The organism is Janthinobacterium sp. 61 (genome assembly GCF_002846335.1).
Taxonomy (GTDB): domain Bacteria; phylum Pseudomonadota; class Gammaproteobacteria; order Burkholderiales; family Burkholderiaceae_D; genus Janthinobacterium.
In genome coordinates this window covers 1,038,496-1,063,060 of the sequence record NZ_PJMQ01000001.1, presented here as the reverse complement: position 1 = coordinate 1,063,060, position 24,565 = coordinate 1,038,496, and the positions used below count along the sequence as shown (strand labels likewise).

Here is a 24,565-nt window from a genome sequence, read left to right as displayed (position 1 = left end):
GAATCCACATATAAAACAAATGGTGAAAAATGAACAACATTTTTTTATCATTACCTTCTGCAGTGGCCGATAGAAGGAATGACACCCTTTCAGAATCAATCGTTAACTCAGCGATTGATATGGAAGAAACACTCGGGTCGTTACACGCCATTCTATATATGCGTCGGCATAGCATCGCTATGGCCGTGGCGGTGAGAGTTGTTTTGAGGCGCGCAGACCGAAGAGCTTCCCTGGCTTGGTCAACCGCCGAACCTGGCGGCTTTGCTGATTTTGAAGAAGATTTCTGTCCGGCGATGTACAAAAGTGCAGAGGTAATTCCCCCAGCAAATGATCGCGTTTAAAAGTAGAATTTTCCAAATTCAGATTTTTGAAAGTTCTACATGAAGACGTCCCGTTTTACCGATAGTCAGATCATTGCCATCCTCAAGCAAGCCGAGGGCGGATCGCCAGTCCCAGAGCTGTGCCGCGAGCACGGCATCAGCAACGCCACGTTCTACAAATGGCGTTCCAAGTTCGGCGGCATGGATGCCTCGCTGATGGCCCGCATGAAGGAACTGGAGGACGAAAACCGGCGCCTGAAGAAGATGTATGCGGAGGAGCGCTTGCAAGCCGAGATCGTCGCGGAGGCCCTGACAAAAAAGTGGTAACGCCATCTCAGCGGCGGGAGATGGCGCAATGGGCCGTGGCCCAGCGTTCAGCCACCATAGGACTGGCCTGTCAGGCCTTTGGCATTAGCCAGACCTGCTATCGCTATCGCGCCAAGCTCGACGCAGAAAACGCTGTCGTGGCCGACTGGCTGGTACGCCTGACCAACAACCAGCGCAACTGGGGCTTCGGCCTGTGCTTCCTGTATTTGCGCAACGTGAAGGGGTTTAAATGGAACCACAAGCGCGTCTACAGGATCTATCGCGAACTGGAACTGAACCTGCGGATCAAGCCACGCCATCGGCTGGTACGGGAAAAGCCGCTGCCGCTGGCCGTGCCTGCACAGATCAACGACACCTGGTCGATGGACTTCATGCATGACCAACTGGCCGATGGCAGAAGCATCCGCTTGTTCAATGTGATCGACGACTACAACCGTGAGGCACTCGGCATCGAGGTCGATTTCTCCTTGCCGTCCGAACGCGTCATCCGCTCCCTCGACAGGATCATCGAATGGCGTGGCAAACCCCAGGTTATTCGCTGCGATAACGGCCCGGAGTACATCAGCGCCGGGACGCTGGCCTGGGCCGCCAAACGCGGCATTCGCCTCGACTTCATCCAGCCTGGCCAGCCGCAGCAGAATGCTTATGTCGAGCGCTATAACCGCACGGTGCGCTACGATTGGTTGGCTCATCACCTGTTTGAAACGCTCGATGAGATCCAGGATTTTGCAACTCGCTGGCTGTGGACTTACAATCACGACCGGCCCAACAAGGCACTTGGCGGCATCACACCAAAACAGAAGCTTGCCATGGCCGCTTAACCTCTACTTTTAGCGCGCTCTAAAAATGGGGGGATTACCGTCTGACACGAATTGTCAGATGAGTTACAGTTCTGTACGCGGCAAATTAGACGCCCCCCCGCGCTTTGGAACACGCTGCCGATAGTCATAAACGAGCCGTACAACGCGCTACTTAAACGAACCTTGCCACAGATGAAAACTACTCTGCCAGCCCTCCTCCTTACTGTCATCTTCAGTGCTCACGCTACGCCGCCTAAGGCGAAAGTTGCGCCGACCTACCTGAGGTGCGCGGGGACCATGCCAGTTTGGATATCTAGCTGGCTTGCGCCGCCGCAGGGATTGAGTGATAGCCAGGCAAAGATGAACATCAAGCTGGGGCCTGATGCGTCAACGGCGACAGTGCGCTTCGTAAATCTCGGAGAACAAGTCTTCGACCTGACGACCGATGGCGAGCATTACTTTGGCTCGAAGCAATTGGACCTAGAAGTCCTAGATGGACGCATTATCGATGCTCAAATCACGATAAACCGCATCAACGGGCAAACGTACGCCGGATTTACTGTGACCGAATCGCCGAAAGATGGCGGCCGGTGGGGATTTTCGGGGTTTTGTGAGCGCGCCAGCGCCAACTTCTGAGCAGTTGGTTCGTCTTGGCGGCACGCCATTGCCGGACCGCCTCAAGAGAGGCACATCAAGTCTCGTAGCGGCGCCGGCAGCCTGCCAAGTTGGCAACTTCCGCGAGCGGGAAGTCATAGATGAATTCCACCTGTGACGCAATATCTGACCCTGTCACATTAGCCTTCATTACAAGGAGCAATCCACGATGAAAGTCCCTTGGGAAGCCACGCAGTGCATTATTTGCCTTGGTGGGGCTAATTTCACTGAAGAGCACATCATTCCGGCCGCACTCGGTGGTCGTCTGACATGCAATTTTCTTTGCGCGGGCTGCAATTCGAGGCTCGGCCACAAAATTGAGGGAGATGCAAAGGCTGACCCAACGATTCAGCTCTTAGCCAGGAGCCTTGCCGACAACGTGCCACATTTGGCGGCCCGATTGTTTAAGGGCCAGACGTTCCTGTCCTCTGGGCCCGGAGGCTCATCTCGCGGCCGAATTAAAGATGGGGAGTTCGTGGTCCAAGCCGCGAAAATTTCTGAGAATTCACTGATACTACCCACGCCGATTGCAGCGCATTCCATTCGGCGAATGTTTGAGCGTGATGGTCGCCATGCCGCTGAAATATCGGAGGCGCTGAGCCTCTTCGAGCAAGCGCCTGAAAACACTCGCATAGCACTTTCCGAAAAAATTGAGATTGTGAAGTGGGGCATTGAAAACATTAAGCCAGCGCTTGACGGCCCCCTATTGAACCTCGCAGCCCCGCTAAAGACGGCATATGAATTCTTGGCTCTCCATTTGAGCACGGCAATTTTTCAGGACGCACCGGCCCTAGTAGCTGCACGCAGAGCTTTACAGGGTGACCCAATTGATCAAACGCACATCATTGTTGAGAGGCTCCATGCCCCAGAGGCAAAGGCATTTCATGGGTTACTCTTCGAGGGGAACAGCCCGTACGCGATAGTGCAAATCCGCTTGCTTGGTCAGCTAGCATTCAGAGTTCATTTCAAGACACTCGCCGTGGATGGTCCTCGTTTCGTCTACACGCACGACCTCATAACCAATGAAGAATATGTTGCACAAGCCTCCGCTCCGACCGACACTGGCTGACTAGTTAGAGGGGCGCCTGGCGTAAGCTATCGGGCCGTACTTCTGTACTGCGCGTTTGCTCGCCGTTAACGTCGTTCAGCACCTCGATTTCCGCCGGCGGCCGCATGAAGTACAGCGCGGCGCCGCCGGCAAAGACCTCAATGTAGCAGGTATGCGGCGGAAATTGCGGAATGATGCGGTCGGCCAGGCGTCGCTTGCCTCCGATCCAGGGGATGATGGGAAAAGCCAAAATGTGAACCTCCTAGTGTTAGAGTCGAATTACCTCCCCGAGGTAGCACGAGCCTACTTGGTTCACTGGCCTAGCCAGCGTGCCGAGGCTGATTGCCGCTGTTGATGCAGCGACAATCAGCGCTCTGCTTCTACTAATTCATTTTAGCTGTACTTGACTTATATCATTTGTACACTAAATGAAAGGGAAACCGATGACATATAATTACCGCTGACCTCATCCCGGCTCATGTCGCCATCACAACACAATCAAAAGGTCGTATGGAGACGGCGAAACTGAACCACCTAAACGGCTACGATTATCAGTTAAATGCGTACCTAACGGCAGAAGGCACCTTTCGCGGACTGATTTTATTTACTGCACTCTCGGGAAAAGCGCTCGTTCCTCACGTTAAAATTCCGACTCCCACCACCTTCAAATCGGATCATGCCGCGCGAATTGAAGCCTCAGCGTTAGCGTTTCAACTGATACACACTGGTGCGATCAGCGTACTTCTCCCGCAAGACGATGCTCAGAGCTCGCCGGAGTCACCGTAGGCAAACCCATAGATTGCCAGTTTTCAAGAGTACGCATCTGGCCGGATCCACCGTCCTTCATACTCCAAAAGCATTGCCTTTTACGAACGCCTAACATGCTCGGCCCGTTGCAGCCACTTCCTCCGTACGCAGGATCAAGGTTTGAATACTTCGCGCGACCACTCCTGGAAGTAGTCTGTCAGTGGAATCGGTTGCAACGCCTCATGGGGTTGCACAGAGGGAAGGACTGCTGACCTACCACACCAGAGCGGGCAATGCAGGTTCCACGAGCCAACTTGCGGTGGGCCCAATGAGTCACCATGCCGAACATGGCCGGGGCAACATTCATCTCGCGGTGCGCCTCGAGCGAGCTGGCCAGGATTGGCGCCATGTAGCCAGGTCATGCCTCGGGTGAAAGTTCAAGTTGAGGAAATAGGATACCGAAGCGATTCTCGATTTGCTATTTACGGCTGAGAGTTCAGCCAGCACACATGCCACTCCTACAACGATTTTTTGTAATAAATCAATTTGGAAATGTTTGCAAAACAGCAGTTTCCAACTATCGACATTAGAACTAAAATATAGCTCTGCGAATCTATTCACTGTCATCCGACTTGATGGAAAAGCCCATGGAGACCGATCGAAAAATGCAACATGGTGAATACGAGTACCAAATAGTTAGTTACAGAAAGGCGAACGGAATGTATCAGGGGATGATACTGCTGAGTGCTCACGCGGGCATCCAGTACTCTCCGATTATAGAAATTCCAACGCCTAGTGTATTCAAAACGGAACGAGGTGCAACGATTGAGGCTTCGGCACTCGCATGCCAACTTATAGAAACTGGCGCGATGGTTGCTCTTGTGCCAGAAGATGGCAAAACCAGTTCTTGGCCAGCGGAGTCTGCGTTTTTTCTATCGCGCAGTTAGGAACGCGTGCACAGGCGCTGCGACAATCAGCGCTCTGTTTTTTCATCTGGCGGAATGCAGCCCGCAATTACCGCCTCCAACTCCCCTTCGTACTTCCGCCCGCGCGGCCAGTCCCGCGCCAGCGCCAGGACGATCTCCCCATCCGTTGCCGCTGGCGCCAACTGGTCGAACTCATAGGCCGGCCGCTTCGGCACCACCTTTACACATGGTGTAAAGACGGGAACTTCGACCCTCTGCGGCATCATCGGCGCGCTGCTGCAGCCGGCCAGCACCAATACAAGCATCCATTTCATCGCACGCCCTCCAGCAGCAGTCTGACGGCCGGCATAGCCTCGTCGCAGGTATTGGCTCGCGCGCTAGCGATCTGCGCCAGGGCTGAGTCGTACTTCTTGCCCTTGACAGCGGAGGCCGCCTGCGCCGCTGCGCCGCGCTCCTGCGCTGCCAGGGTTGCCTTGGCCATGCCATCTATGGCGTGGTTTTGCTCGGTGATCGAGCTGCGCAGCTCCGCGCTAACGCCTTGCTCCAGCACCAACGCGGCGCGCGCGGCGTCACGGTCGCCGGCGGCCAGCCACCAGCCCGTGCCAGTGGAGCTGGCCACCAGCAGCAGCGCGGTGGCCAGCAGCACGGCCGCCACCTTCCAGATTCCGCTGACTGCACCAGCAGCCAGCGTGCCAAGGGAGCTCATACGATGCCCGACACGTAGCTGACGCTGCCGCCGACAAACTTGGCCGTCAGCACCTGGCGCCGCGGCGCGCCGGCCGACAGCGCGATGTGCACCCACGTGCCCTCGTAGATCAGTTGGTCGTAGATAATGCCGCTTTGCCGGATCAGCAGGGCCAGCGCTTTCGGTGCCAGCTTGTTGGTGCTGATGTCGGCGGCCAGGCCCAGCACGTGGGCGCTGCTGGCTGCGCCGCCCACGGCACGGTTCAGCGCCGGCGAGCGGTAGCCACTGGAAACGGTGATCGGGCCGCCGACCAGCGCGCGCACCTGTTCGAGCAGCGCGGCCAGGCGCGTGAGGTTGGCGATGACGGCCGGGCCCGGCGCGTTGTCGATGCCCTTGCGGGTAGCCACTTGCGAGGCGACCAGCTCGGCCAGGCTGAAGTGTTCGGTTAATTTCATGGCACAGCCCTCCGATTTTTAGCAAACCAGCCGACCATGACCACGCCCGCCATACCTGCATTCAGTAGCACCTCGCCAGCTGGCGGCTGCGTGTAGCCGTACAACGGGCCGGTCAGCAAGGCAACGGCGCCCACGCCCAACAGCACGTAGAACAAGCGGTACAGATGGTTGCTGCGGCGGTGCATGCGATTGAGCACGCACAGAGAGTGGGCCAGCAGAACGATGCCGGCCAGCCAGTTCAGGGTGAGCATGCTCATTGTGCGCCTCCACGTTTTTTGAGCCAGCCCAAGGCCAGCGGTACGATGGTTTGCGCCGAGACGCCAGCGGCGAATGCGCAGAACCAGCGCACAGCATCGGCCGATTTCGCCGTCCAAGGGAAGTACTCCAGTGCGCCAGCATGCGCGATGGGGCCGACATAGCCGGCCACCAGGGCGCTGGTCATGACGGAAATGACCATTTTCAGGCGGCTGGTCTGGTCGACCATCGACAGCGCGACTAGGCCGCCAGCCAGGCCGACAAGCAGCACGTCGTATTCCAGCCCGAGAATCGAGCCTGTCAAGGTCACGGTGCCAAGGGCGAGTGCGCCGCCGGCGGCGGTAATTGTTGCGGGTTCAGTCATGGATGCCTTTCAGGCGGTGGAAATGCAAAAACCCGCAGAAGCGGGTTGTTTGGGGAGGAATGTCTACAACAGCTACGTGCCAGCAGAATCGCGGCAATGATGCGGGTCCAGCCAGTCGAGCCAGCGGCATAGGACGCAACCCCAGCGCCTAGCGTGTACACGAATCCCACTTACTCAAAATGACTAATAATTGCATGGCGGGAATTACTCAATTTGAGTAACTCCCGCCGAGAGCGTGTGTAAAAACACGAGGCCATGCCCCATCGCCAAGCAGGTTTGTTGCCCTGCACGGGCGTGGCGGTAGGCCAGCGTAATGAAGAACTCCCAGGAAAGGCCCAATCCTCGTGTTTTCACACACGCACTGCCGCTGGCCAGCTAAGCTACTCAAAATGACTAATTTTTCGCCCTGGCGCAGTGTTCGGAGGAATTACCGCAGTAGAAAAGACAAAGGGCACTCCGAGGAGTGCCCTGTTCACAGAGTCAGCAGGCTGGGGTTCCAGAAGCAACGGAACGTAAAACCGGGTTGGCGTGTGTGAAAACACGAAGCTGAGTGCGAGTAGTTGCTTTACTAGTGACTGACACCCGTGGAACGAGCATTATGTGGGTGGCAAGAGCCAGTACCGTTTATTTATCGGAGACTTTATGAACAATGACCAGCCTCAGGGTATCAAGCAAGACCCTTCCACCAATCGCCTGGCGCTTGCCGTGCGTGACATGCAGGACGCCTTGCGCTATTTAGATGCCCACGACGAACTGGATCGGCTGCAGCAAGATCGCGGCACCAGTGAGTTTTTTGACCATTGTGAGGGGTTGCTCATTGCGGCCATTGTGGCTTACTGCCGCCCTTATAAGTACAGTCAATCAAAGGGAGACGCTGATCGTTGCATCGTCGCCAGTAAGATCGACGCGTTGGCAAACCGCATGCCGCTTCACGACCTGGTGATGTTCAAGCGCGATAAATTCATCGCGCACGCGGATTGGGTAGCCCGGCCGACCAAAATCGTCAACGTGTGCGGGCGTATCGTTGACCGACATACACCGGTGCCTATTGTGCGAGAAGGCCTGGGCGACCTGGCCGAATTTCGCACCCTAATAACCGAGGTGGCCATGGAGTGCGCCAAGACCGGCTACATCGCAGACCTGCTGGCCAACTTCGATTGTCCGGCAGCGGCAGCGGCGGGCGAGGGCTGATACTCTCGGCGCGCGCCCGGTTGTCGCGGCTGCTGAGCGTTTCGGTTTCGACACCATTGGCGGCGGCATTGCCCGCCCGGTCCAGCGCCACGACGATGCGCAGCGCTTTGGCCGGATTCGACAGAATCGACCAGAGCATGCGCAGCAGCGTGAGCACGGCCGCGCCAATGCAGGCCAGCCAGACGGCCAGGAGGCTGAGGCGCTTTACAGCGTGTCCGCGTGGATGAACAGCGCGTCGAGATCCAGATCCAGGGCGGCCCCTATCAGCACCACCAGCGGGTGCCACCGCTCGTAGTCCTGCGCATCATCCCATTCGATCTGCGCCAGGCGCCGCTTTGTCTCGTCCTCGATGGCAGCGATAACTAGCGGCACCTGGTCAAGTTTGCCTGCCAGCAGCAGCGCCAGGCGGCCCTTCCGGCGGCTGACTTTTTGCGGCACTCGTGCCCGATTCTCATCCTGCGTTTCCACGCGCACCGTCCAGGTCATCGTCCACACGCCCCCGACCATCTCCACGGCGCCGCATTCGGCTATCTGCCCGGGAGCGACGGTAGGCGCGCTGCCTCCCAACGTCACGATGCCGTGATATTCGAGCATGTCGTCGGTGATCGCGTCTGGGAACAGAACGTTTGTCAGGACGCGACGAATCGCGCTGTGGTCTGTAAAAATAGTGCTTGTTGCTGGCTGATAAAACATGGTCTTCCTTACTCGTCTGCTGTTCTTGTTGATGGATACGAGCGGCCAGGACCCCAAATGACTCGACCGGCCCCGCCAGAGGACGGGCCTACGCTAGCGTAGTTCATGGTTACCGGGCTGCCTGCACCGCCTGAAGCCCCACCATATGTGCCTCCCACGCCGCTAGTGTTATACGCGCCGCTATAGGTAGCGCTGGAGCCTGCCGCCCCGCCTGATCCGCCAGTGCCGCCCGAAACGTCGTTACCGACTCCGCTCACACCCTCCCCAAGCAGCCCAACACCACCGCCGCCACTAGCCCCTGCGCCCTGCCCGCCCCATCCGCCACCACCACCGCCCCCCCCACTACCATTGGTGGCGTAGGTACTCGGTGCTGATGCCCCTTTCCCGCCATCGCCAGAATAACCCCCAGCACCGCCACCACCCCCGCCACGTGGTCCATTCTGATGGCTCCCTAGTATGCCGCCAGGTCCGCCATTTCCGCCGCCTACTACGCCTCCGTACGGGCCTGGACCAAATGGGGTTGAATCAGTCCGATTGCCTCCTGCGGCGACCAAGAGATTTAACGTACCGCGCTTTAGGAATGAGCTCTCACCAGAGATACCTGGTGCTCCACCCTTGCCGACTACCACCGTCAAAACCTCGCCCGGCGTAACAGGCAGGTCCTTAATCCATCGCAGGCTGCCGCCATTGCCCCCGAGGCCAAACTCCGTCGTGCTAAACGGGACGGTAGCGGCAGAGGCACCGCCAATCAGGACGACGCTCAGTAGGTAGGTGTCACGCGCAACGGTGAGGCTGTAAGTGCCCGGGACGGTAAATGCCTGCTGCCCCGGAACTGTGGTCGAGCCAGCCGCGCCCATCGCCACGCGAAATACTGTTGTGTCCATACCTACCTCTTAATTAGCAAAATTGGGGGCAACTACCAGCGCCCACGTCGCGCCGCCATCGTCGGACTCGAACATCAGCCGATGGGTTTTACCCAAGGTAAGCGGCGGTATCGAGCCATTGGCGGGGCGCACAGATGCAGGCAAAGCGATGCTGCCACCATCGAGCCGTATTTTCAGGAGGAAGCTGGAGCCACCGGCAGGTACATTCGAGAAAGTGAATGTCGAACTAGCTGTCACAGTTTTGGTGAAATAGCTGCCCAGGGAGAGGTCAATGTTCAGCGCAGCTACTGCTACCGGCGTGAACGTCGATTGCCTCGCCAAAGCCTGCCAGTTTGCAGGGTCCAGCGATGGATCGAGCGCTCCCGCACCCGCCGTTTTGCGGCGGTAGGTCTGGAAAGTGACGGGACTCCAGGCCGACACGCCCCTTGCGTAAGTCGTACCGCCGACCCACTCGCTCACGCCAGAGGCCAACACGGCGGCATCGGCAGATGCCTTGGCAGTGCTGGCCGAAGCCGTGGCACTGACGGCCGCATCGCTCGCCAGCGCCTGTTTGGTACTCACATCCGCCAACAGGGCGTTTTCCTCCGCGCCTCGTAGGGGCAGATCGGCCATGTATTTGGCTACCGCCTCGTCAAATGGCCCCTGTGCCATCGACTGATTCGGCAGGCCATCCATCAATTTTGTGATCATTTACACTGTTCCTTCAATTTGCATCGCCATTTTTGAATGTGTGACGCCTGCGATAACGCTCTTGAGCGACGAAAATTTGCCGCAAACGACCGTAAAACCGCCATATACAGTGGCACCGATGTAGACAATGGTTTTCTGCCGCAGCCCCTCCATGCGCTCATGCGCATACTCGATCTGGTCGTTATCGATGATCAGATCGAGCGACATGCGCTTGGAAAAGCCCCTCTCCGTGGTCTCGCTGGTACCGTCGAAATTGAATTTCGTCGTCGACCAATCCTTGAAATCCCGGCCCAGGCCATATTCCGTGCCGCCAATTTCTTCGATAGGCCCGATGCAACACATGCCGCATTTGGCAATGCCGCCGGGGTTGTTGATGGCAATCGTCACTGCCGCGTTGTAATACAGGGGCAGATCGAGCGCCAGAAAACTCGTCCTGCGGCGCCGCCGGTTAAACAGCCAGCGATACATGCTGCTGCCGGAACTCGACACGATCAGGCTGAATGCCTGCTGGTAGACCACGCCGGCCGCCGGATCGGTGGACGTGATAACCACCTCTGCCGCGTCCAGATTGCCCAGGTAAATGCCCTGCGCGATGGCATGCGGTTTGAGTGTGAGCACGATAGATTCGGCGCGCTCGGTCTGCGTGTTGTTGTAGGCGTCGACCATTTTCCAGCGATTTGTTGCACCTTTCAGCAGCCAGTACGTCGTGTCGCTCAGTGGTTTGTTGACGTTCAGGCCCGCGCTGGCGGTGTGCACACCTGATTGGCTGCCCGTCAGCGCGATGGCAGCGCCGCCCACCGTCGCGCTGAGGTTGAAGGTATTGACGGCCGGATTCAGCACGTAATAGGTGGCGCCAGCCATCAGGCCTGTCGGCAACGCGCCGGTCGTGCCAAACGACACCGGCGTGCCGGCTGCCTGCCCATGCGCCACCCATGTGACGATGCCTGGCGAGGCGATGGACACGGTGACGGCGCTGCTCACGCCAACCTTCGATTCGGAAACCGTGTGCGTGGCAGGATCAATCACGCGCTCGCCGGCCACATACACTTTCGTCAGGCTCTGCGCCGGGTAGTCGTCCTCCGGCACGTTTGAGCTGACAAATACACCAGCGTCGGACACGGCAATCGGGTCCAGAATAATCATGCAGTCTCCTCAACTTTCTTGGTGGTCAGCGGCATGTCGCCATTCGCGGCGCCTTCTAGCGAGTCGGCCGCGTTGAGCGTGTTTTTGGCGATGGCGTACAGATGCGACTCCATCATCGCGCGCATCTCCCTGTTCTCGCGGCGCAGCTCACGCACCTCAGCAGCCAGCGCGTCGTTGTTCGACGCCGGGCTGCTCAGGCGCGCCATCAACTCGCGGTTGTCGGCGGCGGGAATGATGCGTTCACCCTCGTGTACCTGGGCAAGCATGTCGGATGGCAAGTAATTAGTGCCCACATCAAACGAATGCAATTTCTGGTACTCGGCGCTGCCCATCATCGCGGCCCGCACCTGGTCGATGGACGAGCCACCGGCAAGTACATTGGTCCAGTAATCAATGCCGGCCGCGTCGCCTGCTCGCCCCATCACCGATTTGTAGAGTGCCTGCGCCTGCGCCTCTGGCGAATTCTTGATGCCGGAAACGATATCGCCTATCGACGTGCCGCTGTTGGCCAGGCCGCCCCAGTAGTCCATGCCAGCTTTTTCAGGCGCACGGCCCAGCGCAGCCTGGTAGGCATTGTTGATGCCCGCCAATGCGCCCACACTCGAATTGGCCTGCGCTGCCGTCATCGCACTGGCCAGGCCTGCTATCGCCTGCAGGATCGACAGCGAGGTGGTATCGATGCCCTTGAGCACATCGATCTGCGAGCGCGCCGTTTCCAGGATACCGTCCAGGCGCGCCACTTCCGCCTCGTAGGCCACTTGGCTGGCATCTTTCTGCGCCTGAAGCAGATCCAGCGTTTTCTGCTCGACCGACAGCGAGAAATCAGTCAATTTCCCCAATGCCGCGATGTCGTTCTGCGTCCTGTAGAAATCGACCAGGTAGTCGTCGTAGGTGGCGAACTTGTCGCTAGCATCCTTCGTCACGCTTGACAGCGCATCTTTCAGCGTGTCGGCATCAGGCAGCGCGCCGCCAGCCTTGACGCTGGCCAGGACTGCCGCGATCTGCGCCTGAGCGCTGGCACGGCCCATATCCTCCATCGTGCCCGACACGTTCATTTGGTCGAGACTCGACTTGAGCGCATCGCGCAGCGACTTGTGCTTCGCCAGCGCCGCCGTTTCGTTGTCGATCCGGATCTGCATCGCCTTTGCCGCGATCTCATTCGCCTTGGCCAGCGCCGTCTTCTCACGGCCGACCACGGTTTGCAGTGTGGCAAATGCCGCATCGACCGCCGATAACAGGCCCGAGGCAGCAGCGGCTGCCGCCTGCGTTGCCGCCGTCGCCGCTTCCTCTGCCGATTTTTTGTCCTTGAGAGCAATCACGCTGTCGTACAGGGCCAGATTGCTGACGGCAATGGCGGCACGCTCTTTCTCGCGCAGCTGAATCGACGTCATGGTCAGCTCGTCATACTGCGATTGCAGGTCGCGCCGCTCGCTGGCGATTTCGCTGGCCGTCTTTGCTACTGCAGCAAAGTCGCCAGTGGCCGCCGCCAGCTCAGCCGCGTAATCGGCCGCCTTCTTGAACGGCTCCGCGATGGCAATCAGCTGCGCATACATGGCCTGGCCAGCGGCCGTGTTCATGTCCTGCGCCAACACCAGGGCCTTAAACTGCTCGACCGTGGACACGCCCGACTGCCCCAGCTTGCCCATGGCGTCGTTCACCGACTTGGTAATCGGAGCCATGCGCTCCGCTTCCGTCAGGAAGTTCTCGACGAAATAGCTGGTGCCACTGGTCAGCTTTTCGAGATCGCCGGCCGCAGCGATCAGGCTTTCACTCAGCGCCACCGCCCCCAGGCCGGTGGTATTGAACGACTTGCCCAGCACGGCCAGCACGTCGGTCACCTGCATGTAATCATTGGCAACACGCGCCAAGGTTTCCAGGTAGCCCTCACCTACAGCTTGATACTGCTGCAGGCCTGCCACACCGAACTTGGCCATGTCGTCGCCAAGCTTGGAAAACGCCGTTTCCAGCGCTTTCTGCTGCTCTTCGCCCTTCAGGTCTTTCAAGCTGATCTTGCCCAAGTCGACCACGAAGGTGTTCAGCTTTGCATTGAACGCATCGCCGCCCAAGCCCAGCACGTCGGCCGCGCTGCGGATGGTCTGCCCCATACTGCTGATGATCATGCTGAACTGGTCGTTCATTTCGTCTGACAGCGCAGCGGTTTGCGTGCTGTCCTTGCTGCTGTAGCTGATGCCGAACACCTTTTTCTTCGTATTGACGTCTGCGTAGGCCTGAGCAATGAAGCCCAGCTCGTCCACATTCCCTAGTGACATGGCCTTGCCGGTGATGCCTTGGTCCTTAATCGATGTCGATGTATTGAACAGTTTCGACACAACGCCACCGAGCACCGAACCGAGCACAGACCCAACGGCCAAGCCTAGCGGGCCGCCAATGGCCGCCATACCCATTCCCAGGTATGTGCCGAGTGCAGCGCCACCGACGCCACCCGCCAGCGTGCCAGCGGCCATGCCCAGGCTGCCGCCCAGCGTGGTCGTGCCGGTTTGCACGCCAGCCGCGGCGCCGCCGCCAGCAGTAGTCACACCGGAGCGCGCCAACAGGCCGGACAAGTTACCGATGCCGGCCACCATCTGCTTGAGGGACGAGTCCATCGAAATGGTGTGCGCTAGGCCCAGCCCGGAGTTCTTCTCCATGATGGCCAGGCTGTGCGCGATCGATTCCGACTTTGCGGACGAGTCGCCCAAGATAGAACCGGTGCCGGTGGCGGCCTGGCGGTCCTTGGCCGTCGTATCCGATCCGCCACCGCCAGAGACGGCGAAGCCCAGGGCCGCCATCGCGGCCGCCATTGCAGCCATGCGAATCCAGGCACTGTAAGGATCGCCCTGCGCCTGGGTTGCCACTGCCACCGCTGCTGCGGACGTGCCTTTGACGGTATCGGCAGCCAGTTGCGTGGCCACGCCAGCCTGCACCGCCGCCGCTTTCGCAGCCTCGCCACCCACCGTGGCAGTCGTGACGGCGGTAACGGTGAACAGTTTTTTCACCATTGATTCAATCGCCATAGCCATTTCGACGGCGCGATAGGCTTTTTCAGCACCTTCCATTGCTCGATAGCCTGCGGTGTTTTCCTTGAAGAATCCTTTGGCTGCGCCGGCCATGTCGCCATAGGACTTGATTTGCGCTTGGGCACCCTGCTGGGCCGCAGCAGCCTGGGCCTTGGCGACTTTGGTCGGGTCACCATAGGCATCTTTAGTCGCAGCGGCCAACTGGGCAGCGATAGCCTGCTGCTGCACGGCATAGCCGGACAATGCTGTCGTCAGTCCGCCAATGGCAGTGCCGACCGCGCCGAACGACGCCGCCATGCCTTGCGCTGCCGACTTCGTTGCGGTGTCGACAGCCGTCAGGATATCCAGCAACTCTTTGGCCTTGGCCACGTCGCCGCCCTGCTCTTGCGTCGAAGCCTTGCCTTGGACGATGCCAAGGCGTTTCATCGCTTCGATCTTGCGATTAATGCCATCGATAACTTTATCGTTGTTCTCAAACCCTGCCAGCGCGGCTTTTTGCTCTTCAAGGTCGGCGACAGCCAGAGCTGTCTTTTGCGCCGGAAGCATGCCGTAGGCGCGGATTTGCTCTTCCACTGCGGCAATTTGGGCATTGATCGCATTGACTTCCTTATTTGTCGCCTTCACTGCCGCCTCGCCAAGGGCGTCCTTGCGCAACATCTCTTCTGTGTCGAGCAATTGGGTTGCCTTATCAGCCTGAGCTTCAGCGGCTGCGCGCTTGCCTGTCAGGTCATTAATCTGCTTGGCGTGCTTCGCGGCCTCGGCGGCGGTGGCACTGTGATGCGCGCGCAATGCGGCGATCTGAACTGTGTAGCCATTGATCTCTTCGGCTGCTGTGGCCTGGGCATAGTCGCGCTTGTTCTTGAAATATTCCTCATCGCCCAAACGGCCGGCCTTGTGGAACATTTCATTCATCTTGGTAAGCAGATCGATGTTGGCCTTTTCGGCATTTACATCGTCTTGGATACGGGCTAGATGGTCGGCCATCGCCGTGTTTTCGGCCTGATCAACCTTGGCGGCGGTCGGCTTCTTGGAATATTCCTTGATAGTCGCAAGGCGGCGCGCCTCTATGGCATCTGGGGCAATCATTGCCAAAAGAAGCGGGTCATTGGTTTTTGAGGCGCGAATCTTCTCCTCTGTCTTTAGATTCTTCTCCAACTCGACGTTGAGGCGACCAAGGGCTTCTTCTTTGCGCTTGTCGTCAGCCGCCTGCATACGCTGCAGATCGTGCAGCATTGCGGATTTATCCTGCTGCTCTTTTCCTTTTCCAATAGCTTCGGCCTCGGCAATATTCAGTTTTTCAACGGCGGCGGTCAATCCCAAGACGATTTTGGTACGCGTCGCATCCATTTCGGGCGAGATAGCATCCGGCGCCCGGCCCAGGCGAACATTGCTTTCTTTTAACTCGCGATCAAATTCACTCAGGCGAAAACCGTAGCTATCCACATCCTTAGATAGCGAGCCCTTCTTGGCAAAATCCCCAATCGCAGACATTGCCTCTCCAATAGCCTCGGTGACAGAATGCCAAGCCGTGGCCACCGACCCAAGATTTTTTGCCATCTGCTCAGCACCGTCTTTCGTAGCCTTTGCAAATTCTGACGTTGCCAAGGCGGATGCAGCCTTCTGATCTCCTTCTTTTTCCAAGGCGCGGATATGCGCATACACCTCGATGGTCAAGAAGTGATAGGTGTCATCAAGCTTCAATGCGGCGCGGGTAATTGCCTCCGTGGAGCGCGCGCCATTGCCCGTCATTTGCACAGCCAGTGACTCGAATTCAGCAATGGTTTTTTTAATGGAGCTACTGCCCGCATGCTCAAGCGCAATCACAGCCTCAGAGATATAGGCAATCTGGTCGCCCGTAAATTTACCGGTACCAGCCAGCTCCGTGACGACCTTCTTTGCCTCGCGGATACTTCCTCCTGCCTCGGTCGCCGCATGCGCCATCTCATTCAGCCTATCGCTGGTCACGCCTGCATAGTTACTGGTCGAGATCAGGGCATTGTTCATTTCACGCTGTTCGCCGGCGCCTTTGACCATGGCATAAACGACCGTGCCGATGGCGGCCGCCAGGCCTAGCGCAGCCAGACCGGCGGCGCTAAACAGCAAGCCCGCAGCGCCCGTCTGCTCGCCCAGCACCATCATCGAGCCGCCGAAGCGGCTGAATTGTCCTTGGCTCAGTTCGTGCGCGAGCACCAACAACTCACGTTTGGCGCTCGCCGACTGGAAGCTAAATCCTTCCATGTGGCCGCCTGCCTTTTTTGCGCCCTCACCCGTCTCGGCAAGCTTGTTAATCAGCGGCGCAGCCGCGTCGGAAACACCCAACTGAGCCGCGCGGTAGGTTTGTAGCTGCTGGGTCGTCATACCCAGCGTGGCCACTTGGTCCTGTAAGCTCTTGATAAAACGATCGCCAGCGGCTGCTGCCCGATCCTGTGCGCCAGCGGCGTCGCGGGCAGCCCGCTCCTCGCGATGCATGGCATCAATGCTATTGCCCAATGCCGCTGCCTTGGTCTGGACCGCGCTACCCAAGCCCAATTCAGCGGCGCGATAGCGCTCCAGTTCGCCGCGTGCCATTCCGAAGGTATCGATCTCGCGCTGCAGCTGCATCAGCATTCTGTGATTGGACTCTTCCAGGGTCCGAGCTGCGTCGGCGGCCTGCCGCATGATGCGGGTCGTGTCGGCCATCGCACCGTTGTAGTCAGCCTGCTTCTTCCAAGTTCGCTCGGTGGCATTGCCGAGACTATCAATCCCAGCGGCGGCGGCCTCACTGCTACGCCATACGCCCATAGATGAGCCCATGAACCCATCGAGCGTGTTACTGCCGCCCAGGAATACCGTGCGGATGCGGGTAGCAGTGGCGCCCATCGCGTCGATAGAAGCGGTCGCCGCATCCACCTTTTGGACCACGCGCGCGCCTGCCTCGCCCACGGCATCGACAGCGGCTGCACCTTCCGCAGTTTTACCCTTGGCGTCCGCGCTCGCCTTGCCAAGTTTGTCTATGGCCGTCGTCGCGCTGTCGACCTTCTTCTCGACACTCTCGCTGGCGACGCCGAGGCGATCCATGGCCTCGGCTCCCTGCTCCAGTTGGCGCGTGTCAATCGAAAGGCCAAGCTCGGCGATATCAGGCATTATTTTTCCTTCTTGTTTTGGTGATAAATAAACAGCGCATCGAGGCGATCGATCACACCTTCTTCGAACGGGTCAAAGCGCACGCCGTGGCGCGCCTGCCAGGCCAGTATCTCGGCGCTAGTCAGCGCATTCACAGCCATACCGCACTGGCGTTTCTGGGTCAGCCGGGTGAACCAGGTCCAGATATAGGCCAGCTCGGGCGGCAACTGCGGCACCTCCTGCGCCTCGGGCGCCCGATAAAGCGGGTTTTGCCGGGCGGTATCCAGGTGATCGCCCTTGGCGTTGCCATCGCCTGCCGCTGCCGCGCGATCAAACAGGTGATCGGCGTACAACAGCAGGGCCTGGGTTAGACCTTCAAAAAATTGGCGTCGTTTTCCAAGGCGGCCGTGATGCGCTCTTGCCAGGTCGGGAATTTGTCGAACGCCGTGGCTATCAGGCCCTTGTCGAACGGCACGGCGGCGCCATTGCTGGTAAAGCCGTACCAGTCGACGGTCACGGCCAGCGCCAGGCGCTTCTGATTGTCATCGATGACGTGCACCAGCTGATCGGCGCCTTCATCGGTAGAGGCGTCGATTGCGGTCTTGCGCTTGGCCGACTTCTTGTAGCCTTCTGCACGCACGGCATGGCTTTCCTTGCGGTACTCGTCGGAATTCTTGCCGACGATCTTGATGCCGGCCACGGGCTCGCCGTCGGCATCGAAGATCACTGGCACGTCGAAGGTCACGCGCGCGGCCGGCGCGGACAGGTTGGCGATGTCGAAGCCGGCGACGGCGATGACTTGAGCGGCGTTCAGGGCTGCAGGTGCTTGGGTGGTATTCATGGGTTATGCCTTTCGTGGGTTTTGATAAGTGCCCGTGCCGGCCGCCGCGCCCACGAAGGCGACAGCGACCGGTCGGTGCTGGGGTTGGCTTGCGCCAAAAAGGAAACCCGGCACGGGGGCCGGGCGGGATGGTTACAAACTGGTGTCCTGGAACGCCACGGTGGTGGCCTCGTGCTGCGCATCGGCGCCTTGGTAGCGCAGGATGTCGAAGGCGCAGGTGACGATCTTGTTTTTCTCGCCATCATCGACCTTGGCCGAGGTGATCTTGATGCGGCCCATGGCGATGGTCATCACTTCGGCCAGCGGCGCAGTGCTGGCTGCCATGGCGTAGGCCAGCGGCAGCTCGACTTCCTGCTTGAAGTAGTCGATATAGGCCGAATCCTGCATCAGCACCGTGAACTGGCCGCTGCCCAGCACCTTGCCGCGCGAGGCGGCCGCGGCGAACTTTGAGCCGATCACCGGATCGATCTTGACCTGGCCATCCAGCGACAGCGACATGCCCGTGCAGATTTGGGACGGGATGCCGGCGACCGACAGCATTGCGGTGGCGCCGGAGAACTTGCCGGTAGCAAGCGTGGCGGCAGGCGCGTTGAAGTAGGCGGCCGGTGTGGTCGGGCCTTCCGATTTGCCCATCAGGGTGAAGTCCATGCTTGTGATGCCGTTCGGCTGCACGGCGATATCCACCTTGCTCACCAGTTGGTCGATGAAGCAGCGATTGACGGCGATGCCCGGATCCTGCACTTCGGCGGTGAACCAGTCCGTGGTGTGCCCAGTCAGCGGCGTGAAGCTGCGTTTGCCGGTTGCAGTCACAGTCACCGGGTCGCCTTCGACCTTCACCGTCATGGCGCTGCCGTCCATGAACTGGCCCGTCAGCTTCAAGGCGGTGACCGACGTGACGAAGAAATTCTTGCCATTGTTGGCAGCGCCCGTGGTCAAGAAGCCGCCGATGCGCACGACGGTACCGGCGCGGTGGCCGTCGGCCAGCCAGGATCCAGCGCTACGCGTCAGGCCCGTTGCGCCCGATGCGATGGTATTTTGCGCCGCGGTGACGCCGCCGGCAGTGAAGTCGCGGCGCAGCAGCGCGGCCAGCAGCACTGCATAGGTGCCGCACGAGGCCTCGCCCTTGATGACGCCCGACGTACGGAAGTTACCCAGGCGCGTGTCGCCTTGTTGCTGGCTTGGGTCGATCTCGTTGCTCGAGTACTTGTCGGCGTCCGTGTCGAACGTCGCGGTCACGCGCGGATAGAGGCGGCCAGCGGCGGCCAGCGCCTTCGTGCCTTCTGCCGGCTGTTTGGCGATAACGAGCAGACTGTCGATGCCGTTTGCTGTGGTCATGGTATAGATTGCCTTTCTTTGGTCGAAAAAAAAGACCGCCGAGGCGATCTGTGGGGAGTGATGCGAGTTACAGGTTGCAGAAATACCGGATCTTTACCGGGACCATCCAGCGGTCGCCGTCTTCGCGGCCGTCGGCGATTAGGGGCGTGCGCTCAATCTGCACGGTCACATCGCCCTTCGTGAAGCTTGCGCCGCGCTTGAAGAGTCCCGCGATCATTTCAGCGCGGGCGCCGGCGGCGGCAGTGCCCTGCCCTTGCGGATACATCAGGCTGACCTGGAAGATGCCACGCTCCTGGCGCGAGCCGTCGCCCAAGGAATGATTGTCCGGTTCCGCCGGCAGCAAATAGGCCGCTTGATACGGTCGGCCGGTGACTGGCGTGTAAGGCACGTTCTGCCAAGCGGTGTCGATGGCTGGCGCGAGGCTGGCCAAGGCCGCCTCCAGCGCCGCTCGTATTGTGGGTTGGCTCATAATTTATAGCTCGAATAGCCTTGGGCGAACTCGCTTGCGGTGGTGCCGTCGCGCACGCCGTTCACAGCATTGTCCACAATGGTGCGGAATTCCACGACCGTCAGCATCACCACGCCGACGGGAGCCTGGCGAGACCAGCCCTCCTCGATGCGGCGCGCGTAAGGCAAATTGTTCACCAGATAGATCACGTCCCCCGCCTTCGCCGCGCTGATGACGCTACCGTGCGCGGCAATCGTGGCACTGCCGTCCTTGTCGATCAGGTCGCGCACGCCAGCAGACGGTGAGCCGATGGAGAGCTGCCAGTTGGCGCGGAAGCGGCCTCCTGTGTAGCCAGGCGGTGGTTTGTGCTTCCAGTACTTCGCGTCGCCTACCGGCGAGCGATGCACCAGCTTGTTGTCGATTTTCATGGTGATGGAGCGCACCACCAGATCCTGGTTGGCCTTCGTCTTGGCGATGAACTCGGCAATCTGCATCGAGAACGACATGTTCGCCATCAAAGCCCCCGCAGTTGCAACGTGTGCAGCACGGCCACATCGACCGGTGCCGTGATTTCGACGGCCTTCACTGTGTAACTGGCGCCGCCGAACAGCACCAGATCGGCCGTGCTCGGCGTCGGCATTGGCGCGCCGTTGCGCTGCAGCGGCGACAGCAGGAGCTGCTGGTCGCCCGCTTGGATCAGCGTGCCGTCGATGTTCTCGGCCTCATAGTTGATCTTGACGCCCGTGCCTTCGTAGTCCGTGGTTGCGCTGGGCGCGGCGCCAAGGTCCGGGTCGTACTCGCCGGTCACTACCTGGCGCAGCACCACGATGCCACCCTTTCGGCGCAGGGACTGGTCGGCGCGCGCAGCGGTTTTGCTGTAGTCGTTCATAGCCTATGGCGCTTTCAAGTAGTCATACGGCGGCGTCTCCACGAAGCGCACGGCCTTGATCGTGGTCTTGCCGTCGATCAGGGCACGCAGCACGCGATGCCAGCCGTCCATGATGAAGCCCTGCTGGCACAGAATGATCGGATACTCGGTGTTGACGTCCAGCGCGCGGCGCACGTGATGCGCCATGCCGTAGGCCGATCCGACTGCCGGCCAGACCTCCGAGCCGCTGTAGATCGCGGCCAGCGGAAGGTCGAATGGCACCAAGTCCTTAGCGCGCGCGATCAGGTTGGTGACGATCCATACCTTGTCGTCTTCGCGGTAGGTGTTATCAGCGACGAAACAGCCATCGATCCTCACTGCCGGATAGGTGCTCATCCTCGTATCACCTTGACCGAATTGCCGCCCCCAGCCGAGCCGAAGTAAGGTGCCAGGAGCGCATCAACCGCCACGAAGCGCTCGCGCGCATCCGTGGCGTTCTGGAAGTACTCCGTTTCTAGTGGGCCAGTCTTGTCTATCTTGATCGCGTTCGAGCCGATGTCGAGGTCAGGCAGCAGATCCTCGCCCCGCCCTGCGCGCACGGCTAGGTCGATGCAGGCATTGACCACCTCCGCCGGCACGATAGTGCTGAGCACGGCGAAGCCATCAACGGCCACGCCATAGCGCGGCCAGTCCAGCGCCTGGTGCTGATAGGCGCGACGGCCGGCCCAGCGCGTGCGGTAGGTGGCCATGAAGATCATGGCCTTGCGCAGGGCGATTTCTTTATCAGCTTCGGCCAGCGCCGCCCAGGCAGTCAGGCCCAGGCGGGCGCAACGCGCGTCCGCCGCGGCAACACTGGCATAGGATTCGGCGCCGGCCAGGCCTTCGCCGGTTTCGATGATGATGGGCATAACAGCTTTCGGATGGAGGATCAATGAATGCCCCGACTTGGGACGGGGGCGGCGGCGGACAGCGCTTAAGTGGTCTTGGCCTTGGTGGGCTTCGATTCAGAGGCTGCCGTCTGGGTGACTGCGGCCTGCTTGGCCGCTTCGTCGCGCAGGCGTTGGGCCTCGACTTCGTTGGCGGCGGCCTGCTCCGCGTTGCGTGCGGCAGCGAGTTCATTTTCTTTCGCCTGCTTGGCAACGCGCTCTTTCTCGGCCGCCAGCTCGCGTTCGCGTTGCTGCAAATCATCGTGCGCAGCCAGCAGATCAGCACGGGCAGTCATCAACTCGGCCGCGGTCGGCACGCGCTCGCCCGCGCCTTGATCAAGGAGTTCGGCCTTGATCGTGACGTCCGGCACGTCTTCTGCGGCATTGGCGCGGCCAACAGCCACGTTTGCATCGATGATTTTGAGGCCAGCCTGGCGCGCGAGCGCCTTGACGTCCTCGTTGTATTGGAACATCGGCCCTGGCAGATACCAGATGTTTGCCGGTACATTTTCCATTTGGAACTCCGTTTTTTTTGCTTGATGGAAGAAGCCGCGCCCCGTTGAGAGGCGCGGCGCGGGCTTACTTGGTCGCGTCACCGATGGTGATCACGCCAGCCGTATGCTTGTCGGTGGTGGCGACCTTGTCCCAGTTGGAGCCGGTGCCCAGCGCGGCATCGGATGGCGACTTGCCGCCCGAGGCTTCATCCCAGGTGTAGCCCTTCAAGCCCAGGCCGAAGGTGTAGTCAACCTGCATCGTGGTTTCAATGCGCTGATTACCATTGGTCGTTTCGATGTTGCTGATGATGTCAGAGCCGTCGGTAACGGTTGCAGCACCCTCGGCCAGGGACAGCACGCGCAGCTTGGCAGGTGCAGCAGGACCAGGCGCAGGGCCGACGGCAGCCGAATACAGCGCCGGCGCGTCGGTAACCACCACCGGCTTGCCCAGCACATCCACCACGCGCACGTTTTGGGCCTGGAACAGCTGAGTTGCATTGGCCAGGTTGGCGCCGATCAGCTTGTGGAAGGTCGTGCCGTTCATGATCTGCGCCACCAGATTGCCGCTGTGGTCGCCGAACTTGCCATGGGCTTCGTTCATGGCGATATAGTCCACACCACGCGTCGCGCTCACATCGTTGACCGTGTTGGCGTTGTTGCTGATGGCCGCTACCAGCGCCAGGATGGCCGTGTTCAGCTGATCCGCCAGCATCGCTTCGGCGAAATTGCGCGAGGCAACTTCGATGCCTTCAGCCGTCGGCTTGTGCAACCAGGTCATCTGCGATGGTTCAAAGCGAATCGGACCGAAGCCGCCGGCGATCTTCACCGAATTGTGCTTCAATTGGGTCAGGTCGGTCGAAGCCGCAACGCCGTTGGCGCCGTAGCGATTTACGCGGCGCTGGGCGGAATGGATAGCCGCAAAGAAGGATTCCTGCAGGAAGTCGCCTTCGAAGCCTTCGGTGGTGAGGCGGATGGCGCCATTGCTGGCGGCGTTGAACTTGTCCACCATCTGTGCCAGCGTCTCGATGGTCGCTGGCATGATGTACTTATTGAAGACTTGCATTTGGGAGAGAGACATTTTTTAGCCTTTCGCTAATTCGGGATATTGAGCAGCAAAAGCAGCGGCGCGCTCTTCACGCGTCCCGCCGAGATTGCCAGTTTGTTTTTGTCCGCCACCACCAGCATGTTGTGCACCGCCGCCGGACGCGCCCGAGCCTTTGAGGATCTGATCCTTGTAGGGATATTGATCCACCAAGGTTTCGAGTGCTTCATCGAAGTCGGCCAAATCGCCCGGGCGCGAGCGCGAGAAGATCTTGTTGCCCGCGCCGTCGTAGGCCACAACCTTGCCTGCCTCCACCTTAAAGGCCTGGCCGAAGCGCGCCTGGACCAGGTCGACCGGAATAGCAAACTTGTCGGCGATGAGTTTCGAGCGATTGAAGCTGCCGCCGATCATTTCCGAATACAGGTTGCCGGTAATGGCGTCCAGTTCGGTCTTGGTGCGGGCCAGCTCGTCGGCATGGGCCTTGTTGGCGGCAGCGACCTGCTCTTCTGCTGCCTTTTTCGCTGCCAGCTTGATTTCTTCAACCTTGCCGGCCGCGACCAACTTGCCTTCGTCGACGTTCTTCATCAGTTCGATCGCCTTCGCTGCAGCGGCAGGGTCGTCAATGCCAGCGAACGCTTGCAGCTTTGCTTCAGCAGCTTCCTTTGCTTCGCGGTGGGACTTCGCCTCACCATTCAGGCCCTGGATCTTCTGCACGGCGGCGGCCGCATCGAACGGGACTTCCTTCCCGTCGTCATGTACGTAGACTGGCTTGCCATCCTGGACAACGACATTGCCATTTACATCGAGTTTGAGTTTCATATGGTGGCTTTCTGGGCATCCGCCCTTGTGAAGGGCCTTCCGGCCGTGCACCGCATCGCGTCCGCTAGCGGCATAAAAAAAGCCGCCTGGTTGCCCGGGCGGCCTGAGATAAATTTAACAATTTGGATATTACTTTGTTCGACGGTAGGTTTGATGGTTGGAGCCTGTAAGTGGTCCAGCTTCGATTCCGGGAAATTTCCCCGCAATCACATCCGCATAAAATCGCTTTCCAGCTTTAGTTCGCACGCCTGCAGGAAAGGCATTCCAATATTCTCTATTAAACAATGCCTTCAACGTGAACAATGAATTGATCGAGGTCATTGTCAATGCGGGTGCACGAGCCTCAGCAATGATCTTAGAGACATCAGCGTCATTATCGGATCCGCCCACAAAACTGACAAAATAGGAACTAATACCGGCAAAGCCACCCTCTTTTGCTGCTTTTGATGCTTGCTCATATTGAGCATCAGTCAAAGTAACTCTTACATTTT

26 protein-coding genes and 1 pseudogene are annotated in these 24,565 nt (G+C 59.4%); 5 read left to right on the top strand and 22 right to left on the bottom strand.

From position 1 onward, the window contains the following. Positions 1 to 29 precede the first annotated feature (29 nt). The 4 genes from CLU92_RS27375 to CLU92_RS04995 all read left to right on the top strand — a co-directional run bounded on the left by CLU92_RS27375 (position 30) and on the right by CLU92_RS04995 (position 3,170). Positions 30 to 341 carry a hypothetical protein gene (locus CLU92_RS27375; protein WP_143452535.1) on the top strand — a complete coding sequence of 104 codons (312 nt, stop codon included), beginning with the start codon at positions 30 to 32 and terminating at the stop codon, positions 339 to 341. Between the two features lie 39 nt (positions 342 to 380). After that, positions 381 to 1,468 (top strand): IS3 family transposase gene (locus CLU92_RS05005; protein WP_101480986.1). Its coding sequence is split into 2 segments (ribosomal slippage): positions 381 to 633 and positions 633 to 1,468, totalling 1,089 coding nucleotides; the frame shifts between segments, so codons are not numbered across the junction. 339 nt (positions 1,469 to 1,807) lie between these two features. Continuing rightward, complete coding sequence (locus CLU92_RS27370) at positions 1,808 to 2,083, top strand: hypothetical protein (protein ID WP_143452534.1); 276 nt, start codon at positions 1,808 to 1,810, stop codon at positions 2,081 to 2,083. A gap of 187 nt (positions 2,084 to 2,270) precedes the next feature. Continuing rightward, positions 2,271 to 3,170 carry an HNH endonuclease gene (locus CLU92_RS04995; RefSeq protein WP_101480984.1) on the top strand — a complete coding sequence of 300 codons (900 nt, stop codon included), beginning with the start codon at positions 2,271 to 2,273 and terminating at the stop codon, positions 3,168 to 3,170. Positions 3,171 to 3,228: 58 nt separating this feature from the next. On the opposite strand, the pseudogene CLU92_RS04990 reads toward CLU92_RS04995, so the two are convergent. The 6 genes and pseudogenes from CLU92_RS04990 to CLU92_RS04960 form a co-directional block, all read right to left on the bottom strand. After that, a pseudogene (locus CLU92_RS04990) lies at positions 3,229 to 3,399 on the bottom strand (DNA adenine methylase); the annotation flags it as partial. A 1,470-nt stretch (positions 3,400 to 4,869) separates the two neighbouring features. Beyond that, a complete protein-coding gene (locus tag CLU92_RS04980; protein WP_101480982.1) occupies positions 4,870 to 5,136 on the bottom strand; it encodes a hypothetical protein in 267 nt (88 codons plus the stop codon). Continuing rightward, positions 5,133 to 5,528, bottom strand: a complete 396-nt coding sequence (locus CLU92_RS04975; RefSeq protein ID WP_101480981.1) for a hypothetical protein — start codon at positions 5,526 to 5,528, stop codon at positions 5,133 to 5,135. Before CLU92_RS04975 ends, CLU92_RS04980 begins: the two co-directional genes overlap by 4 nt. Next, a complete protein-coding gene (locus CLU92_RS04970) occupies positions 5,525 to 5,962 on the bottom strand; it encodes a D-Ala-D-Ala carboxypeptidase family metallohydrolase (RefSeq protein WP_101480980.1) in 438 nt (145 codons plus the stop codon). The genes CLU92_RS04975 and CLU92_RS04970 overlap by 4 nt, the downstream gene beginning before the upstream one ends. After that, positions 5,959 to 6,219, bottom strand: coding sequence for a hypothetical protein (locus CLU92_RS04965; RefSeq protein WP_101480979.1), 261 nt, complete (start codon positions 6,217 to 6,219; stop codon positions 5,959 to 5,961). The genes CLU92_RS04970 and CLU92_RS04965 overlap by 4 nt, the downstream gene beginning before the upstream one ends. Further along, positions 6,216 to 6,581: a putative holin gene (locus CLU92_RS04960; protein WP_101480978.1), complete on the bottom strand. Its 366-nt coding sequence runs from the start codon at positions 6,579 to 6,581 to the stop codon at positions 6,216 to 6,218. Before CLU92_RS04960 ends, CLU92_RS04965 begins: the two co-directional genes overlap by 4 nt. A gap of 642 nt (positions 6,582 to 7,223) precedes the next feature. Here CLU92_RS04960 and CLU92_RS04955 point away from each other — a divergent pair. Beyond that, positions 7,224 to 7,772, top strand: a complete 549-nt coding sequence (locus CLU92_RS04955) for a hypothetical protein (protein WP_101480977.1) — start codon at positions 7,224 to 7,226, stop codon at positions 7,770 to 7,772. A 204-nt stretch (positions 7,773 to 7,976) separates the two neighbouring features. Here CLU92_RS04955 and CLU92_RS04950 read toward each other — a convergent pair whose 3' ends face one another. The 16 genes from CLU92_RS04950 to CLU92_RS04875 all read right to left on the bottom strand — a co-directional run bounded on the left by CLU92_RS04950 (position 7,977) and on the right by CLU92_RS04875 (position 24,548). Next, the gene (locus tag CLU92_RS04950) at positions 7,977 to 8,465 is read right to left on the bottom strand and encodes a hypothetical protein (RefSeq protein ID WP_101480976.1); all 489 of its coding nucleotides are present in this window, start codon (positions 8,463 to 8,465) and stop codon (positions 7,977 to 7,979) included. An 893-nt stretch (positions 8,466 to 9,358) separates the two neighbouring features. Continuing rightward, a complete protein-coding gene (locus tag CLU92_RS04945) occupies positions 9,359 to 10,039 on the bottom strand; it encodes a hypothetical protein (protein ID WP_101480975.1) in 681 nt (226 codons plus the stop codon). Beyond that, positions 10,040 to 11,182: a hypothetical protein gene (locus CLU92_RS04940; protein WP_101480974.1), complete on the bottom strand. Its 1,143-nt coding sequence runs from the start codon at positions 11,180 to 11,182 to the stop codon at positions 10,040 to 10,042. Then, positions 11,179 to 17,322, bottom strand: a complete 6,144-nt coding sequence (locus CLU92_RS04935; protein ID WP_101480973.1) for a phage tail length tape measure family protein — start codon at positions 17,320 to 17,322, stop codon at positions 11,179 to 11,181. The genes CLU92_RS04940 and CLU92_RS04935 overlap by 4 nt, the downstream gene beginning before the upstream one ends. Beyond that, positions 17,322 to 17,654, bottom strand: a complete 333-nt coding sequence (locus CLU92_RS04930; protein WP_101480972.1) for a hypothetical protein — start codon at positions 17,652 to 17,654, stop codon at positions 17,322 to 17,324. Before CLU92_RS04930 ends, CLU92_RS04935 begins: the two co-directional genes overlap by 1 nt. A 14-nt stretch (positions 17,655 to 17,668) precedes the next feature. Further along, positions 17,669 to 18,142, bottom strand: coding sequence for a hypothetical protein (locus CLU92_RS04925; protein ID WP_101480971.1), 474 nt, complete (start codon positions 18,140 to 18,142; stop codon positions 17,669 to 17,671). A gap of 132 nt (positions 18,143 to 18,274) precedes the next feature. Continuing rightward, positions 18,275 to 19,477 (bottom strand): phage tail tube protein, encoded by a 1,203-nt coding sequence (locus tag CLU92_RS04920; protein ID WP_101480970.1) that lies wholly within the window; start codon positions 19,475 to 19,477, stop codon positions 18,275 to 18,277. Between the two features lie 67 nt (positions 19,478 to 19,544). Beyond that, a complete protein-coding gene (locus CLU92_RS04915) occupies positions 19,545 to 19,946 on the bottom strand; it encodes a DUF4128 domain-containing protein (protein WP_101480969.1) in 402 nt (133 codons plus the stop codon). Continuing rightward, positions 19,943 to 20,440: a hypothetical protein gene (locus CLU92_RS04910; RefSeq protein WP_101480968.1), complete on the bottom strand. Its 498-nt coding sequence runs from the start codon at positions 20,438 to 20,440 to the stop codon at positions 19,943 to 19,945. Before CLU92_RS04910 ends, CLU92_RS04915 begins: the two co-directional genes overlap by 4 nt. Further along, positions 20,440 to 20,814: a hypothetical protein gene (locus tag CLU92_RS04905; protein WP_101480967.1), complete on the bottom strand. Its 375-nt coding sequence runs from the start codon at positions 20,812 to 20,814 to the stop codon at positions 20,440 to 20,442. Before CLU92_RS04905 ends, CLU92_RS04910 begins: the two co-directional genes overlap by 1 nt. A 3-nt stretch (positions 20,815 to 20,817) precedes the next feature. Continuing rightward, entirely contained in the window at positions 20,818 to 21,189 is a 372-nt protein-coding gene (locus CLU92_RS04900; protein ID WP_101480966.1) for a hypothetical protein, read from the bottom strand. Next, positions 21,186 to 21,701: a DnaT-like ssDNA-binding protein gene (locus CLU92_RS04895; RefSeq protein ID WP_101480965.1), complete on the bottom strand. Its 516-nt coding sequence runs from the start codon at positions 21,699 to 21,701 to the stop codon at positions 21,186 to 21,188. The genes CLU92_RS04900 and CLU92_RS04895 overlap by 4 nt, the downstream gene beginning before the upstream one ends. Positions 21,702 to 21,766: 65 nt before the next feature. Then, a complete protein-coding gene (locus CLU92_RS04890) occupies positions 21,767 to 22,234 on the bottom strand; it encodes a hypothetical protein (RefSeq protein ID WP_101480964.1) in 468 nt (155 codons plus the stop codon). Positions 22,235 to 22,298: 64 nt separating this feature from the next. Then, positions 22,299 to 23,291: a major capsid protein gene (locus CLU92_RS04885; RefSeq protein ID WP_101480963.1), complete on the bottom strand. Its 993-nt coding sequence runs from the start codon at positions 23,289 to 23,291 to the stop codon at positions 22,299 to 22,301. 3 nt (positions 23,292 to 23,294) lie between these two features. Continuing rightward, entirely contained in the window at positions 23,295 to 24,074 is a 780-nt protein-coding gene (locus tag CLU92_RS04880; protein ID WP_101480962.1) for a DUF6651 domain-containing protein, read from the bottom strand. Between the two features lie 129 nt (positions 24,075 to 24,203). Next, positions 24,204 to 24,548 carry a DUF1413 domain-containing protein gene (locus CLU92_RS04875; protein ID WP_101480961.1) on the bottom strand — a complete coding sequence of 115 codons (345 nt, stop codon included), beginning with the start codon at positions 24,546 to 24,548 and terminating at the stop codon, positions 24,204 to 24,206. Between the last annotated feature and the right edge of the window lie 17 nt (positions 24,549 to 24,565).

What these genes read in the sequence shown, in the direction of transcription:
- CLU92_RS04945 (WP_101480975.1), bottom strand. Translation starts at nt 10,039, where the DNA reads ATGATCACAAAATTGATGGATGGCCTGCCGAATCAGTCGATGGCACAG.
- CLU92_RS04970 (WP_101480980.1), bottom strand. Translation starts at nt 5,962, where the DNA reads ATGAAATTAACCGAACACTTCAGCCTGGCCGAGCTGGTCGCCTCGCAA.
- CLU92_RS04975 (WP_101480981.1), bottom strand. Translation starts at nt 5,528, where the DNA reads ATGAGCTCCCTTGGCACGCTGGCTGCTGGTGCAGTCAGCGGAATCTGG.
- CLU92_RS04905 (WP_101480967.1), bottom strand. Translation starts at nt 20,814, where the DNA reads ATGAACGACTACAGCAAAACCGCTGCGCGCGCCGACCAGTCCCTGCGC.
- CLU92_RS04920 (WP_101480970.1), bottom strand. Translation starts at nt 19,477, where the DNA reads ATGACCACAGCAAACGGCATCGACAGTCTGCTCGTTATCGCCAAACAG.
- CLU92_RS04960 (WP_101480978.1), bottom strand. Translation starts at nt 6,581, where the DNA reads ATGACTGAACCCGCAACAATTACCGCCGCCGGCGGCGCACTCGCCCTT.
- CLU92_RS04895 (WP_101480965.1), bottom strand. Translation starts at nt 21,701, where the DNA reads ATGCCCATCATCATCGAAACCGGCGAAGGCCTGGCCGGCGCCGAATCC.
- CLU92_RS04900 (WP_101480966.1), bottom strand. Translation starts at nt 21,189, where the DNA reads ATGAGCACCTATCCGGCAGTGAGGATCGATGGCTGTTTCGTCGCTGAT.
- CLU92_RS04925 (WP_101480971.1), bottom strand. Translation starts at nt 18,142, where the DNA reads ATGAATACCACCCAAGCACCTGCAGCCCTGAACGCCGCTCAAGTCATC.
- CLU92_RS04885 (WP_101480963.1), bottom strand. Translation starts at nt 23,291, where the DNA reads ATGTCTCTCTCCCAAATGCAAGTCTTCAATAAGTACATCATGCCAGCG.
- CLU92_RS04890 (WP_101480964.1), bottom strand. Translation starts at nt 22,234, where the DNA reads ATGGAAAATGTACCGGCAAACATCTGGTATCTGCCAGGGCCGATGTTC.
- CLU92_RS04880 (WP_101480962.1), bottom strand. Translation starts at nt 24,074, where the DNA reads ATGAAACTCAAACTCGATGTAAATGGCAATGTCGTTGTCCAGGATGGC.
- CLU92_RS04965 (WP_101480979.1), bottom strand. Translation starts at nt 6,219, where the DNA reads ATGAGCATGCTCACCCTGAACTGGCTGGCCGGCATCGTTCTGCTGGCC.
- CLU92_RS04940 (WP_101480974.1), bottom strand. Translation starts at nt 11,182, where the DNA reads ATGATTATTCTGGACCCGATTGCCGTGTCCGACGCTGGTGTATTTGTC.
- CLU92_RS04910 (WP_101480968.1), bottom strand. Translation starts at nt 20,440, where the DNA reads ATGGCGAACATGTCGTTCTCGATGCAGATTGCCGAGTTCATCGCCAAG.
- CLU92_RS04980 (WP_101480982.1), bottom strand. Translation starts at nt 5,136, where the DNA reads ATGAAATGGATGCTTGTATTGGTGCTGGCCGGCTGCAGCAGCGCGCCG.
- CLU92_RS04955 (WP_101480977.1), top strand. Translation starts at nt 7,224, where the DNA reads ATGAACAATGACCAGCCTCAGGGTATCAAGCAAGACCCTTCCACCAAT.
- CLU92_RS04950 (WP_101480976.1), bottom strand. Translation starts at nt 8,465, where the DNA reads ATGTTTTATCAGCCAGCAACAAGCACTATTTTTACAGACCACAGCGCG.
- CLU92_RS04995 (WP_101480984.1), top strand. Translation starts at nt 2,271, where the DNA reads ATGAAAGTCCCTTGGGAAGCCACGCAGTGCATTATTTGCCTTGGTGGG.
- CLU92_RS04935 (WP_101480973.1), bottom strand. Translation starts at nt 17,322, where the DNA reads ATGCCTGATATCGCCGAGCTTGGCCTTTCGATTGACACGCGCCAACTG.
- CLU92_RS27375 (WP_143452535.1), top strand. Translation starts at nt 30, where the DNA reads ATGAACAACATTTTTTTATCATTACCTTCTGCAGTGGCCGATAGAAGG.
- CLU92_RS27370 (WP_143452534.1), top strand. Translation starts at nt 1,808, where the DNA reads ATGAACATCAAGCTGGGGCCTGATGCGTCAACGGCGACAGTGCGCTTC.
- CLU92_RS04915 (WP_101480969.1), bottom strand. Translation starts at nt 19,946, where the DNA reads ATGAGCCAACCCACAATACGAGCGGCGCTGGAGGCGGCCTTGGCCAGC.